The organism is Streptococcus jiangnanensis (assembly GCF_040888325.1).
Lineage (GTDB): Bacteria > Bacillota > Bacilli > Lactobacillales > Streptococcaceae > Streptococcus > Streptococcus jiangnanensis.
The window spans coordinates 60,924-73,925 of sequence record NZ_JBFNFF010000006.1 but is presented as its reverse complement, the minus strand read 5'-3'; the positions used below and the strand labels follow the sequence as shown (position 1 = coordinate 73,925).

Genomic DNA, 13,002 nt, shown 5'->3' with positions numbered 1-13,002 from the left:
TTGCAACTCCTAAAATGGTAGATCTGGGAAGTTATCTTCAGACTTCCCTTTTATGGTTTTAGGCTTTTGATTCAAATAACCGTCAAACTTAGATCCGAAAAGTGTTTCTGGTCTCAGATACTTAGAAAATTCAGGACTATCCTTCCATTCCGCCGTTTTAATATCTATTACCTGTTTAAAATCTTCAAGTGTATAGCCTTCTTTGAATCGTGCTAGTAAAAGCCTTTTTGTCTTATCAACAAACTTATACCGCTTATTAGCTACTTGATTCAGATAAACAATAGGAATCCAAAGTTCTTTATGTTTTGTTTTCTCTAAATCTTTTATAGCTGTTTCTTCAAGCCAAGTAGGAAAAGTAAAAGATGAGCTTTGCTCATTAGGCGAGATTTCCTCGACTATATATTCTTTATTTATATCTAACTTTAAATCTTGCTCTAACTCTTTCTCTTTATCTATCTCTTTCTCTGTCTTACATGTAGATAACGTTGTAAAATTATTAGATAACAATGTAAGATTTTTTTCTTTCTCTTGTTGCTCTTTGCGGTAGCTTCTCATATATGCAGCGTGGTTTGTTTCTTGTTGTACCAAAGCTTTTGCTTGTGTTAACTCAGCATTTTTATCTTCATCAATCTGAATCAGGCCACATTGCGTAAAATAAGCTATAGTCATAGATATATCATCTTCAGAAACATCTAATTTCAAGGCCAGTTCTTCTTTTAAGGTTTCAAAGTACCCTTCGTAATACAGAATACAATCACTTTCAAGACTTTCTAACATCATGCGCATATAGATCACTGTCATGGTATAGCCACCAGGCATACTTTTTAGTCGCTTAATAAATAGGTTGTCAAAAAATTTCTTATCAATCTTCAACCAAAAATATACTTTAGTCTTTGCCATCATCTACCCCCAGGAACTTCAAAATATCCGTAACTTTGTAATAGACTTTTCTAGTATCTTCTAGTGGTGGTTGGTAACGTCTTAGTCCTGCACCTTCCCACTTTTGCAAAGTTTTGTATTTTATATCTAACTCGTCCATAGCTTCTTGTGCTGATATTAAACCAGTTAGTCGTGGTTTAGGTCGTTCTCGAACTGCTAGATAGTTTTCTATAACCGTGCTTATTCTATTAGTCAAATCATGTTCGCTTTCTTTACTCAAACTAAACATACTTAATCCCCTTTACTGACCATTCCAAGCTGAATATATCGCCCATAATCAGGGCTTAAATCCTCGCTAGTCGTTTCTATCGTCTGTGTACTCTCTCGCTCGATTTGGGCGCTTTTTTTGCGGTCTCGGCGGTTTAGATAAAGTAGTAGGCCAAGCAGTAGCAAAGTAAAGACAATAGACTGTGTATTGCTTAATTCTAGTTCATTCATGCTATGCCCTCGCTTGGTAATTCTTGATATAATTCACTTGATAGCTTCGCTCCATCTTCAGAAAGTCGTACACCTCTTCTGGAGTTACTTTATCATCTAAAAAGTCAATGATGAACTGAAAGAGGTTCGGATTTCTATCCTTGATTTCAGTAATTCGGTTGTCAAATTCTGCTTGTGTCATATTATCTAGATCTAGAGTCATATTTTTCTCCATTAGCCTTTCCTTGTCCTTTTTCTTGCCTGTTTTCTATATGGTATGCTTCACCACTCCAAACGCTGGGCGATTGCCCCAAGTTGGCGAACGCTTGTAGCGGTGTTTCGTGAGTAATTACCCATCTTTCAGCTAAACAAGGTCTTAGAATCACCTTGTCAGCGCTTGATTTCAAAACCTTTTCTAATTGCTTGCCTGCTCTTCGGTTTTTCTTTATGTATTTGATAGAATAGATATTTTTTGCTATAATCAAAGCATAGAAAAAATTTCTATACCCTGAATCTCGTCGCTTGCTCGTCTCGTCTAAAATTTGAGCAAGTGATTTTTTTTATTTTCTTTTTGCATGATTACTACCTGACTTTGGTTTATAAAGCAAGTCTTTACTTTCGATAAGATCCAGAATCCAGCTGAATCCCTGCTCCACCGTTTCAAGAAATGCGCCCAGGTCTTCACTCTCTAGGTTTTCGTAGTTCATACAAAGATATTCGGCTAGTTGTCTGTCTTTCTCAACTAGCTTTTTAAAATCCTTGGAATACTTGGGAATTTCTAACCCCTTGGAATTTTTAACTGTCTTAAAATCATTTTCCATTTTCTATACTCCTATACTTTAAAAATTAGTTCTTTAATCTCTGAATACCCCCTATTCAAATTAATCATAGCTATTGTCATATCTTCCAAACGTTGGTAGTTTGTCAGTTCTACACTTGTCAATCCATCAATACCGTTCCTACTTTCTCGCTCCTTCATGAGTTGCGCTTTATTCTTCCCTGTCACTCCCTTTAGTAGTAAGTTTGTAAGGGTACTATAGGCATGCTTAGGTGCTTTCTCCCATGCTTGGATAGCTTCGGTTAAGCTTTTACGCTTTGGTTTTTCCAGTTCTCTTTGAAGATAGCGTTTAGAAAGTTCGTCACGCATTTCAAAGAAGGCTTTGACCAGGTTGGTTTTGAAGTTGGCCACTTGCTCAGTATTTTTTAAGAATGTAACTAACAAGGTCGCTTGTTGCTCGTTCAAAATATAATCCTTAGTATTCTGACCACTTTCCATAGCTTGGATTTTAAATCCAACCTTTCCGAACCGTTCAAACCTTGCTTGATGTTTGCGGATTGTCTTGGTTATTGTGTGATGTTGCAATCCAGTGCATTCTGCTACGATGCTGCTCAGTGTATACGGCTCTTTCTTGCCGTCCATATAAACCAATTCCATCGGTTCACTCCTTGCTTATTTTTGTCAGCGCTTGCCACCTAAAACAGTACCAAAGTAAATCATTGAGGTAGGGAAAATTTAGGAGAGAACAAACCCCTACAAACCCTTGATACTGCCATAGGTAGCAAGCAAAATAGTCTAGTAAATAGTTATCTAGATCCGTTTATCAATCCCCAGTGGTAAAGAACCACATGAGAAATCTATATATGTAGAGTAGTATGACGATTAGTTCACTCCTTTCTAATATTTCGTATCAAGAAATTCATCAAGTGTAACTCCTAAGTAACTAGATACTTTTTTCAATGTATCAATACTTGGATTCTTTGCACGTTCATAGTACAAAGCTGTTAAAGTGCTTTTTGAAATTCCTGTAGCCTCTGCAACATCAGCAGTTTTCTTACGTTGCTTGGCTAATAATAATCTCATGTTATTTTTCATAGTGCTAAACCTCCTTTATTGAAAAATATCAGTTGAATAATTTGAAAAGTGTTGAATTATAACGCAAGATATATGCGTTATATTTTGTATTATACCGCTTATTTTTTGCGTTGTCAATCATTTTTCTAAAAAAGATGCGATTTTTTTGCGTTTAAATTTTGAAAACGTGATATAATACTCTTTGAAAGGTGTTGATATAAATGAATAGATTAAAGGAATTGAGAAAACGAAATAAAATTACGCAAGTAGCTTTTGCTAAAGATAATGGTATACCTCTAAGAACATTACAAAGTTGGGAAAACGGAGAAAGCCAGATAAAACCTGAAAAAGCCCAGCAACTAGCGGATATATTCGGAGTCAGTGTTGGTTATCTACTCGGATATAGTGATGATCCGGAAACTCCATTTAAAGAATATAGTCCTACTCCTCGTGAATTTGCTTCTTGGAGAGAGTTCGATTATATGCAACTTTCAAAAACTGACTTAGATTTTGATGTGTATCAAACATTAAGAAAAGAAGTAGATCCCCTTTTGCTTGAATTAATTCTTAATTATTATTTTTCTGATGAAGAAGAGAGAGATTTGTTAAGAGAAATTGCAAAAAAATTTGCAAAAAGCGATGCTGTTTCTTTTTTAAAAATTGATAATAAAAAATAAAATATTTATAACAAGGAGTAACCCTCATGGGATTTTTTGACACTGTAAAACAAGAAGGTAGTTTTTCTACCGCATCTGGAGTAAATGGACTACACTACGTTGTCCTTCAGGTAACTTTGAAAGAAAAGTTTTTCGGTACTGGATCAGGAAACCTTACAGAATTAGAAGATGTTATCAATAAACAAGCTTCAAAAGGTTACCGCCTACATACCATCACAACCGCCAATGGCGGAAGCAAAGGACTAGGCGGTGGTGACCGTATCCAAGCCACAATGGTTTTTGAGAAGATTATATAATTAACATCCTTTATAAGCTCCATAATCGCTTTATTTTCCTATCTGGTATTTTTACTGACAGTCCTCTTAAAATCGAAAATAGAGGGGTTCTCGTAGCTCCTAGCATAGTATAAACTCAAAACCTTTTCTAATTGCTTGCCTGCTGATGGAAAGGAATACTATGCAAATAAAACAAATCACAAAAAAAGACGGTTCAATAGTATATCGTGCCAATGTCTATCTTGGTATTGATAAAGTCACTGGAAAAGATGTAAAGACAAGCATAACAGGGAGAACAAAAAAAGAAGTTAAGCAAAAGACAAAAGAAGCTGAAATTGCTTTTTTACAAAATGGATCTACCAGGTTTCAGGCCTCTAACATTACTACTTACAAGGAATTAGCTTCCTTATGGTGGGAAAGTTACAAGCATACCGTAAAACCTAACACACAATTAAACGTTAGAAGACTGCTAGATAACCATATCTTGCCCCTATTTGGCTCTTATAAGTTGGATAAACTAACGACTCCACTTATTCAAAACGTAGTCAATAAACTTGCTGACAAAACGAATAAAGGGGAAGAAGGCGCTTTTCTATACTACGATACCATTCACGCTTTAAATAAGCGTATTTTACAGTATGGTGTAGTTATGCAAGCTATACCGTTTAATCCTGCTCGTGAGGTAATATTACCTCGCAACACACAAAAAGCAAAGCGAGAAAAAGTAAAGCACTTTGATAATGATGAATTAAAAATCTTTCTTAAATACTTAGATACTCTGGATATAAGTAGGTATCGCTATTATTATGAGATTACACTTTATAAGTTTCTACTTGCTACTGGTTGTCGTATCAATGAAGCTTTAGCCTTGTCCTGGTCTGATATTGACTTAGATAATGCCATTGTGCATATCACAAAAACACTAAATTATAATCAAGAACTCAATAGTCCTAAATCAAAATCTAGCTATCGTGATATCGATATAGATCAAGCGACTGTTAGTATGCTGAAGCAGTACAAACATAGACAAGTACAAGAAGCTTGGCAACTTGGGCGCTCTGAAACTGTAGTCTTTTCTGACTTCATAAATGAATACCCCAATAATCGAACTCTACAAACCAGGTTAAGAACTCACTTTAAACGTGCTGACGTACCTAACATTGGTTTTCATGGTTTTCGCCATACTCACGCTAGTCTCTTGCTTAACTCTGGAATACCTTACAAGGAACTTCAGCACCGTTTAGGACATTCCCAATTATCTATGACCATGGATATATATAGTCACCTCTCGAAAGAGAATGCAAAAAAAGCAGTTTCGTTCTATGAAACTGCACTAAAAAGTTTATAACTGAACAAATAACTGAACAAACCCAGAAATCAACATTTTAAGACAAAGCAAAAAGCCCACTGTTGTAGGCTGTCTGTAAGATATTTCTTAAAATTAAAGCATCTTGTTGTAGAATTCAACGACAAGTGCTTCGTTGATTTCTGGGTTGATTTCGTCGCGTTCTGGCAAGCGAGTCAATGAACCTTCCAATTTTTCAGCGTCGAATGATACGAATGCTGGACGTCCAAGAGTAGCTTCTACTGCTTCAAGGATTGCTGGAACTTTCAATGATTTTTCACGAACTGAGATCACTTGACCTGGAGTTACGCGGTATGATGGGATATCAACGCGTTTTCCGTCAACAAGGATGTGACCGTGGTTTACGAATTGACGAGCTTGACGACGAGTAGTCGCAAGGCCAAGACGGTAAACAACGTTATCCAAACGACGTTCCAAAAGAAGCATGAAGTTGAAACCTAGGATTCCGCCTTTGATTTTTGTAGCTTGTACGAACAAGTTACGGAATTGTTTTTCACCTACACCGTAAGTGAAGCGAAGTTTTTGTTTTTCAGCCAATTGCAAACCGTATTCTGACAATTTAGAACGGTTGTTTGGTCCGTGTTGTCCTGGTACGTAGTTACGACGTGCCAATTCTTTACCTGTACCTGTAAGTGAAAGGCCAAGGCGACGAGCTTGTTTCCAAGATGGTCCTGTATAACGTGACATTTGTATGTCCTCCTGATATAAATAATATTTCGGTGGAAATAGTCACTTAGAAAGCCCTGATTCGTGCAGATGCCCTTCGCCTAAACAGCCAAGGTTACTTGTCATAAGACACCTGTTGACGAGCTTCATGCTTTCCTGCTGCTATTTCACACAAAGGCTATTGTACCATGAAAAGCTAGATTTGTAAAGGGATTTTACGGCTTTATTTCAAATTAAGGCTGAATGTAAACTTGCTTCCTAAGCCATATTGACTTTCTGCTGTGATTTCGCCACCAAGCTGATGGGCTAGTTCTCGTGCGATCGCAAGACCTAAGCCATGCCCACCCGTCTTCATATTGCGCGAAGTTTCTACACGATAAAGTCGTTTAAAAATCTTTTCCAAATCCTCAGGAAGGATCCCCTGTCCCTCGTCTTTCACACTGATTGTCAGTTCTTGTTCTGTTAATTGGGCAAGAACCTCGATTCTGGTTCCTGGTTCTGAATATTTAAAGGCATTGTTTAACAAATTGACCAGAATGCGAGAAAGTTTGTCAGAATGGCTCTTGATTTTCGCTAACTCAGGTGATACTTGAATGTAAACATCTCGCTCCTCTTGTTCAATCTGGAGTTGAAATTCACTCATTGACTCAATCAGCAACTGATCTAAAAAGACCTCTTCGACTTCTTCATCAGCAGTATCTTGAGGTTGTGTGTTCAGAGTCAGAACATCCAATTCCTCCACTAGCTTGTTTAGACGCTCGGTTTGCCGACCAATCGTAGTTAAGTAGTGGAGCCGTTCCTCTTCCTTAATCACTCCATCTAGAATTCCCTCCACAGTAACCTGAATGGAGGTAATGGGAGTTTTAATATCGTGAGAGAGCTGCGCAATCATCATTCTCTTTTCTTGCTCGCTCTCATCAAGTGATTGAAAGGTAGCCTGCAAATTGTGGGACATGTCATTAAAAGCCTGGCCCAGCTCTTGAAATTCTAATGGGCCTTTGGTTTCAATTTCTGTGCTGAAATCCTTGCTTGCTATATCCTGAGCTTGTTTTTTCAAATGTTTCAGAGAAGAGAACACAGGCGACAAAAGAAAGATGCTCACTGCAGCGCCAATGAAACTAGCAATCAAGGTCATTCCAACGAGAAAGTAAACTTCACTTTTCTCAATCAACATTCGTTGGACTGCCCAGAAAACGACCAAAATCGTTAGTAGAGTCGACACTAGATACCCCACTAAAATATAGTTTTTTAATTTCATTTTCTACCTCTTGGTCTTTCCATCTTATAACCCAAACCCCAGACAGTTTTGATAGCAGGAGCATTTGAATTTGTATACTTGGTCAACTCTTGCCTCAAAGCATGGATATGAACATTGAGTGTATTGGTATCATCCACATAGTCCTCTTGCCATACCTTCTCGTAAAGTTCCGTCTTTGAAAAGACTCTCTCGGGATTGCTGGCTAATATCCATAGAAGTTCAAAGGATTTTACTGTCAATTCCAAAGGTTGCTCCCCAATGCGAACTTCATGAGTCACATGGTTGATTACCAAGTCACCAAACTCGATCTGTTCTGTCTCTCCTCCACGGCTAAGGCGACGCAAGATATTATTCACTCTTAAAACCAATTCGCGTGGGCTAAAGGGTTTGACTATAAAATCATCTGCCCCCAAGCTTAATCCATAAATCTTATCCTGTTCGCTTGTCTTAGCAGTTGTAAAGAGGAAGGGTTGATCCGGAGCGATATACTGAACTTCACTGATAAAATCATAACCGTCCATATTGGGCATCATGATATCTGTGATAATGAGGTCAATAGATTTTTTTCTGAAAAGCTCTAATCCCTCCTTACCATCATGGGCGACCAAAACATCGTAACCTGCCTGTATAAGATAGCGGTTTTGAATATCTAGAATATCTATCTCATCATCAATCAGCAAAATTGTCTTTTTCATCTGACACTCCTTCGATAAAAACAGTGTTATACTTGCTTTAGTATAACACTATTTTCCCTAATGTTTAAGTGATTTGAATCTTAATCTTCCCGTTTGGTTGTCAAACCCAAAAGTCCAACAAGACCTGCCAAGGCTAGACCAAAGATACCAAGGCCAGCTGTAGCTGTTTTAGCTTCCCCAGTATTTGGTAGCATCGCTTTATCATCTTTTTTCATCATATTAGCCATTGGGCTAGAAGCTGGTTGATCTACTTTCATATCTGACATATGGTGATTTGTACCCATCATACCCTCAGTCGTACCTGTAGAGGCTGTTTCAGAAGGCTTCGTATTCATCTGACCTTGTTGAGATGGTATTGTCGCCATTTCTTTTCCACGAAGCTGAATCGTTACTTGACGAGTAGCAATCAGATTGGTCAAATCAGGTTTGCCATCTTTAGATCCATAGACTTTAACAGTAGCTAGATATGTATGGGTTCCGTTAGCTCGAAGTTGCTCCAGCAAGGCCTGACCATCTTTGCCAACCGTATTGCCATTCAAATCCACTTCGTAGAAATATTGACCTTTAGCCAAGCCTTCAAGCGGCAATAGAGCTGGATTTTTAGCCATTCCATTGTCTGACCATGGGGCTTTATCTGAGGCTTTTAACAAGAGGCGAGTCAACATGCCATCTCCACCAAAAGCTTCGTATGGAATAACTTGGTTGACGCCGGCCAAGAAAGGTCCAGGAACCTTAGCCTTATCAAGGTAGCTAGCTGGAACATCAATCATGTCTTTGACATTGTTAACAACAGACTCTTTAACCTGATTTGGTGTGGTCAAGCCATTCAAATTAACAGTCAAATCTTTAGTCGCTACGAGGTTAGTTAAGTCAGGCTTGCCGTCTTTCGTACCGTACACCTTGATAGTAGCTTTATAGCTTTGCGTACCATTTTGTTTCAAGAGGTCAAGCAGCTCTTTATCTGATTTTCCTTGGGTGCCTGCCAAGTCTACTTCATAGAAGTAAAGACCTTTGCCCAATTTCTCTACTGGTGGGAGAGCTGGATTTTTAGCTGAACCATTGTCTGACCATGGAGCCTTATCGGATGCTTTCAAGATAAGACGAGTTAACATGCCGTCTCCAGCGAAAAATTCATATGGAATGACTTGATTGACACCAGCTGTGAATGGTCCTGGGAAGTTAGCCTTGTCCAAGTAAGTGGCTGGGACATCTACTGTGTCTTTGGTGTTGTCGGCTACGCCTTTTTGGACTTCAGCTGGAGTAGTCAAGCCATTCAAGTTGACATCCAAATTTTTAGTCGCTACGAGGTTAGTTAAGTCAGGCTTGCCGTCTTTCGCACCGTACACCTTGATAGTAGCTTTATAGCTTTGTGTACCATTTTGTTTCAAGAGGTCAAGTAGTTCCTTGTCAGATTTTCCTTGAGTGCCAGCCAAATCCACTTCATAGAAGTAAAGGCCTTTGCCCAATTTCTCTACTGGTGGGAGAGCTGGATTTTTAGCTGTTCCGTTGTCGGACCATGGAGCCTTGTCGGATGCTTTCAAGATAAGACGAGTCAACATGCCATCTCCACCAAAAGCTTCGTATGGAATGACTTGATTGACACCAGCTGTGAATGGACCTGGGAAGTTGGCTTTGTCAAGGTAGCTAGCTGGGACATCTACTGTGTCTTTGGTATTGTCAGCCACACCTTTTTGCACTTCAGCTGGTGTGGTCAAGCCATTCAAATTAACAGTCAAATCTTTAGTCGCTACAAGGTTAGTTAAGTCAGGCTTGCCGTCTTTCGCACCGTACACTTTGATGGTAGCCTTATAGCTTTGTGTACCGTTTTGTTTCAAGAGGTCAAGCAGCTCTTTATCTGATTTTCCTTGGGTGCCTGCTAAATCCACTTCGTAGAAGTAAAGACCTTTGCCCAATTTTTCTACTGGTGGGAGAGCTGGATTTTTAGCTGTTCCATTATCTGACCATGGAGCCTTATCAGAGGCTTTCAAGATAAGGCGAGTTAACATGCCGTCACCAGCGAAGAATTCGTATGGAATAACTTGATTGACACCAGCTGTGAATGGACCTGGGAAATTGGCTTTGTCAAGGTAGCTAGCTGGAACATCTACTGTGTCTTTGGTGTTGTCAGCCACACCTTTTTGCACTTCAGCTGGAGTGGTCGCTGGTTGCGCTTCACTGGCTTCACGGTCTTGTCCAGAAACTGTAGACGCAGGACTTTCCACAGGTTTAACTGCATCTTCTGTTTGTTTCTTAGAGTCAGGTTGTGCTTGCACTTCTTCTTTTGGTGCTACTGCCGGCTCTTTAGCAGTTGCGTCCGCTTTTTCTGAAGAGCTTGTCGTATCCACACTTGCTTTAGGTGTTGGAATAGACTGTTCTGAAGGAAGAGCTACATCGACTGCTTTTTTGAGAACCTCTGCTGGTAAGTCGCTCTTTTCACTCACCGAAGCAGCGTCTGGCACGACTTGGGCAGGAGTCGGATTGACGACATCAGCACGTGCAGAACTTGGTTGACCAACTAGAACAAAGAAGCCACTAGCCACAACAACTGAAGCAACACCGACACTGAGACGGCGAATAGACCAACGAGTATATCTCTGATTTGGATTGAATTTCATAGGATTCTCCTTAGAGTTTTCTTTTTTTGATGACTCTAGTATAATCTCCTGAAATTAAAAAGGATTAAGAAAAAGTTAAAATTTTTCTTAAATCCCTCTTATAAAATACTTATATTGACTCGTTAATTATTGGAAAGAGAGTACCCTTCCTCTCCTACTCACTCAGTTCAGCTAGGGTGTCCAGATGTTGGTTATTAATGACGGCCATGATATAAGCATCTGCCTGCAAGAGGTCATTGGGTCCAAATTGGACATCCAGAGGAGCATTTTCGTAGGCACGAAAGCCAAGTACGTTGAGGTTGTATCGCCCACGCAAATCCAACTGACTGAGGCTTTTACCTACCCACGATTTAGGGATTTTCATCTCGACAATCGATACATTCTTGTCCAGCTGAAAGACGTCTACGCTGTTATGAAAGAGGATGGTCTGTGCCAATGAGCGCCCCATTTCAAACTCTGGTGAGATGACTGCGTCTGCGCCAATTTTTTCTAGAACCTTTTTAGCTGTATGACTTTTGACCTTGGCAATGACGGTCGGTACTCCTAGACTCTTGCAGTGCATAACCGCTAGAACACTGGACTCCAAATTTTCACCCGTTGCGACAACTACGGTATCGCAGGTGTCAATCCCCGCTGATAGAAGGAGTTCTTCATCCGTGATATCTCCAACTACCCCACGCGCCAGCACAGGTTCAAATTGATTAATGCGCTCCTCGTGGTCATCAATAGCAATGATATTCATATCATGCTTGGCTAGGGCTGCCAAAACACTGCTCCCAAAAATTCCCAAACCTAAAATTCCAATTGTCCGATCTGACATCGTTCTTCCTTTCTTATCCGATAGTGATATCTGCTTTCATATAGTGAATCGTATCTTTCTTGTCTGGCTGGTATTCTGCTACACTGACCAGTAGTGTCAAGGGACCAATACGGCCGATAAACATCAGCAACATAACGATGCTGAGGGCTATCTTGCCTAGCTCTGGTGTTAAATTTGCCGTCACCCCAACTGTCGCAAGGGCTGAAATGGTCTCAAACATGAGGTAAATAAAACGCGGATTTCCCTCTGCTGTTATCCCTAGCAGGATCAAGCCCAGCAAGAATGTTAGCAAGAAGATAATAAAGACACTGAAAGATTTTTGCACGGTTCGGGGTTCAATGGTCCTCCGAGCCACATTGGCATGAGGCAAGCCCAATAGTTCGCTACGAGCAAAGACCAATAAGACAAAGAAGGTCGTAATCTTGAGCCCCCCTGCTGTCCCTCCAGGTGCCCCGCCCAGAAACATCTGTAGGATGTAGATCAGTAAGGTAACTGGTCGAGCCTGAGTGTAGTCAATGGAAGCAAAGCCTGCCGTTCTCATGCTGACGGTCTGGAAGAAACTAACCAGCAATTTTTCTGGAGCGCTGAGATTTCCAATCGTTCTAGGATTGTTCCACTCGATGAACAAAGTCGATACGGTTCCAAAGAGTAAAATTCCCGCCGTTAAAAAGAGAACCAACTTGGTATGGAAACGCAGGCGACGTTTTTTCTTTTTCCCAAACTGGGTCGCTAGGTCAAACCAGACCATAAATCCTAGACCACCCGTGATAATCAAACCCGCAATCACTAGATTGATCAAGGGGTCCGTTTGAAAAACTAGCAAACTCGTACTTCCAAAATTATCAAATCCAGCATTACAGAAAGCGGAAATAGCCAAAAAGATAGAGGTTAACAGTCCTCGGCCCCAGCCAAATTCCGGAATAAATCGAAAACTCAGGAGAAAGGCACCGATCCCTTCTACCAGAAAAGTCGTCAGAAAGATCGAGCGAATAAAGTCCTTTAAAGACTGGGTTTCTCCATAACTGAAACTTTCTTGAATGGTCTCCCGGCCACGAAGACTGAGCTTTTGCTTGCCTTGGATATAAAAGATTCCGATAAAGGTCATGAGCCCCAAACCGCCAATCTGGATCAAGAGCATACAGATCAACTGGCCCCACATATTGTAAGTAGAGGCTACCGGCTGGGTGAAGAGCCCTGTCACACAGACCATGGACACCGTTGTAAAGAGATGATCAAAGTAGGCCGCTTGTGACGTTTCTGATTGCACAAAGGGGAGGCTTAAAAGGAGCGAGCCCAAGAAGATTACTAGGGCAAAACTTAAAAAGATGCGACGGGCTGGCGATAAACGAGCCAGATTCGTTTTGATTTTTTCCAAAAAAGATTTGAATAACATAGCTACATTCTACCATAAAAACAGTCAGA

16 protein-coding genes are annotated in these 13,002 nt (G+C 40.1%); 3 read left to right on the top strand and 13 right to left on the bottom strand.

The features are described from left to right. Positions 1-9: 9 nt before the first annotated feature. The 7 genes from AB2B49_RS08115 to AB2B49_RS08085 all read right to left on the bottom strand — a co-directional run bounded on the left by AB2B49_RS08115 (position 10) and on the right by AB2B49_RS08085 (position 3,229). Complete coding sequence (locus AB2B49_RS08115) at positions 10-900, bottom strand: conserved phage C-terminal domain-containing protein (RefSeq protein WP_049506197.1); 891 nt, start codon at positions 898-900, stop codon at positions 10-12. Next, the gene (locus AB2B49_RS08110; protein WP_049506199.1) at positions 887-1,168 is read right to left on the bottom strand and encodes a hypothetical protein; all 282 of its coding nucleotides are present in this window, start codon (positions 1,166-1,168) and stop codon (positions 887-889) included. The genes AB2B49_RS08115 and AB2B49_RS08110 overlap by 14 nt, the downstream gene beginning before the upstream one ends. 2 nt (positions 1,169-1,170) lie before the next feature. After that, positions 1,171-1,377, bottom strand: coding sequence for a hypothetical protein (locus AB2B49_RS08105; protein ID WP_049506202.1), 207 nt, complete (start codon positions 1,375-1,377; stop codon positions 1,171-1,173). 1 nt (position 1,378) lies between these two features. Then, the gene (locus tag AB2B49_RS08100) at positions 1,379-1,579 is read right to left on the bottom strand and encodes a hypothetical protein (protein WP_049506204.1); all 201 of its coding nucleotides are present in this window, start codon (positions 1,577-1,579) and stop codon (positions 1,379-1,381) included. 337 nt (positions 1,580-1,916) lie between these two features. Then, positions 1,917-2,177, bottom strand: a complete 261-nt coding sequence (locus tag AB2B49_RS08095) for a hypothetical protein (protein ID WP_049506207.1) — start codon at positions 2,175-2,177, stop codon at positions 1,917-1,919. An 11-nt stretch (positions 2,178-2,188) separates the two neighbouring features. Continuing rightward, positions 2,189-2,791 (bottom strand): Rha family transcriptional regulator, encoded by a 603-nt coding sequence (locus AB2B49_RS08090; RefSeq protein ID WP_049506209.1) that lies wholly within the window; start codon positions 2,789-2,791, stop codon positions 2,189-2,191. Between the two features lie 240 nt (positions 2,792-3,031). Next, positions 3,032-3,229: a helix-turn-helix domain-containing protein gene (locus tag AB2B49_RS08085; RefSeq protein WP_049506212.1), complete on the bottom strand. Its 198-nt coding sequence runs from the start codon at positions 3,227-3,229 to the stop codon at positions 3,032-3,034. A gap of 200 nt (positions 3,230-3,429) precedes the next feature. On the opposite strand from AB2B49_RS08085, the gene AB2B49_RS08080 reads away from it, so the two are divergent. The 3 genes from AB2B49_RS08080 (at position 3,430) to AB2B49_RS08070 (ending at position 5,508) form a co-directional block, all read left to right on the top strand. After that, a complete protein-coding gene (locus tag AB2B49_RS08080; protein ID WP_239682025.1) occupies positions 3,430-3,885 on the top strand; it encodes a helix-turn-helix domain-containing protein in 456 nt (151 codons plus the stop codon). A gap of 26 nt (positions 3,886-3,911) precedes the next feature. Continuing rightward, complete coding sequence (locus AB2B49_RS08075; RefSeq protein WP_004261908.1) at positions 3,912-4,181, top strand: DUF4177 domain-containing protein; 270 nt, start codon at positions 3,912-3,914, stop codon at positions 4,179-4,181. A 160-nt stretch (positions 4,182-4,341) separates the two neighbouring features. Beyond that, on the top strand, positions 4,342-5,508 hold the full coding sequence (locus AB2B49_RS08070) for a tyrosine-type recombinase/integrase (RefSeq protein ID WP_049506215.1): 1,167 nt from the start codon (positions 4,342-4,344) through the stop codon (positions 5,506-5,508). Positions 5,509-5,601: 93 nt separating this feature from the next. On the opposite strand, the gene rpsD is transcribed toward AB2B49_RS08070, so the two are convergent. The 6 genes from rpsD to AB2B49_RS08040 form a co-directional block, all read right to left on the bottom strand. Beyond that, positions 5,602-6,213: a 30S ribosomal protein S4 gene (rpsD, locus tag AB2B49_RS08065; RefSeq protein WP_000092756.1), complete on the bottom strand. Its 612-nt coding sequence runs from the start codon at positions 6,211-6,213 to the stop codon at positions 5,602-5,604. 202 nt (positions 6,214-6,415) lie between these two features. After that, positions 6,416-7,450 (bottom strand): sensor histidine kinase, encoded by a 1,035-nt coding sequence (locus tag AB2B49_RS08060; RefSeq protein WP_071851982.1) that lies wholly within the window; start codon positions 7,448-7,450, stop codon positions 6,416-6,418. Further along, positions 7,447-8,145 carry a response regulator transcription factor gene (locus tag AB2B49_RS08055; RefSeq protein WP_071851984.1) on the bottom strand — a complete coding sequence of 233 codons (699 nt, stop codon included), beginning with the start codon at positions 8,143-8,145 and terminating at the stop codon, positions 7,447-7,449. The genes AB2B49_RS08060 and AB2B49_RS08055 overlap by 4 nt, the downstream gene beginning before the upstream one ends. An 80-nt stretch (positions 8,146-8,225) precedes the next feature. After that, positions 8,226-10,760 carry an SSURE domain-containing protein gene (locus AB2B49_RS08050; protein WP_320692050.1) on the bottom strand — a complete coding sequence of 845 codons (2,535 nt, stop codon included), beginning with the start codon at positions 10,758-10,760 and terminating at the stop codon, positions 8,226-8,228. 154 nt (positions 10,761-10,914) lie between these two features. Continuing rightward, a complete protein-coding gene (locus AB2B49_RS08045) occupies positions 10,915-11,580 on the bottom strand; it encodes a potassium channel family protein (protein WP_049506222.1) in 666 nt (221 codons plus the stop codon). A gap of 13 nt (positions 11,581-11,593) precedes the next feature. Next, entirely contained in the window at positions 11,594-12,973 is a 1,380-nt protein-coding gene (locus AB2B49_RS08040; RefSeq protein WP_049506224.1) for a TrkH family potassium uptake protein, read from the bottom strand. Between the last annotated feature and the right edge of the window lie 29 nt (positions 12,974-13,002).

What these genes read in the sequence shown, in the direction of transcription:
- AB2B49_RS08070 (WP_049506215.1), top strand. Translation starts at nt 4,342, where the DNA reads ATGCAAATAAAACAAATCACAAAAAAAGACGGTTCAATAGTATATCGT.
- AB2B49_RS08095 (WP_049506207.1), bottom strand. Translation starts at nt 2,177, where the DNA reads ATGGAAAATGATTTTAAGACAGTTAAAAATTCCAAGGGGTTAGAAATT.
- AB2B49_RS08090 (WP_049506209.1), bottom strand. Translation starts at nt 2,791, where the DNA reads ATGGAATTGGTTTATATGGACGGCAAGAAAGAGCCGTATACACTGAGC.
- AB2B49_RS08080 (WP_239682025.1), top strand. Translation starts at nt 3,430, where the DNA reads ATGAATAGATTAAAGGAATTGAGAAAACGAAATAAAATTACGCAAGTA.
- AB2B49_RS08055 (WP_071851984.1), bottom strand. Translation starts at nt 8,145, where the DNA reads ATGAAAAAGACAATTTTGCTGATTGATGATGAGATAGATATTCTAGAT.
- AB2B49_RS08050 (WP_320692050.1), bottom strand. Translation starts at nt 10,760, where the DNA reads ATGAAATTCAATCCAAATCAGAGATATACTCGTTGGTCTATTCGCCGT.
- AB2B49_RS08085 (WP_049506212.1), bottom strand. Translation starts at nt 3,229, where the DNA reads ATGAAAAATAACATGAGATTATTATTAGCCAAGCAACGTAAGAAAACT.
- AB2B49_RS08115 (WP_049506197.1), bottom strand. Translation starts at nt 900, where the DNA reads ATGGCAAAGACTAAAGTATATTTTTGGTTGAAGATTGATAAGAAATTT.
- AB2B49_RS08040 (WP_049506224.1), bottom strand. Translation starts at nt 12,973, where the DNA reads ATGTTATTCAAATCTTTTTTGGAAAAAATCAAAACGAATCTGGCTCGT.
- AB2B49_RS08110 (WP_049506199.1), bottom strand. Translation starts at nt 1,168, where the DNA reads ATGTTTAGTTTGAGTAAAGAAAGCGAACATGATTTGACTAATAGAATA.
- AB2B49_RS08100 (WP_049506204.1), bottom strand. Translation starts at nt 1,579, where the DNA reads ATGACTCTAGATCTAGATAATATGACACAAGCAGAATTTGACAACCGA.
- rpsD (WP_000092756.1), bottom strand. Translation starts at nt 6,213, where the DNA reads ATGTCACGTTATACAGGACCATCTTGGAAACAAGCTCGTCGCCTTGGC.
- AB2B49_RS08075 (WP_004261908.1), top strand. Translation starts at nt 3,912, where the DNA reads ATGGGATTTTTTGACACTGTAAAACAAGAAGGTAGTTTTTCTACCGCA.
- AB2B49_RS08060 (WP_071851982.1), bottom strand. Translation starts at nt 7,450, where the DNA reads ATGAAATTAAAAAACTATATTTTAGTGGGGTATCTAGTGTCGACTCTA.
- AB2B49_RS08105 (WP_049506202.1), bottom strand. Translation starts at nt 1,377, where the DNA reads ATGAATGAACTAGAATTAAGCAATACACAGTCTATTGTCTTTACTTTG.
- AB2B49_RS08045 (WP_049506222.1), bottom strand. Translation starts at nt 11,580, where the DNA reads ATGTCAGATCGGACAATTGGAATTTTAGGTTTGGGAATTTTTGGGAGC.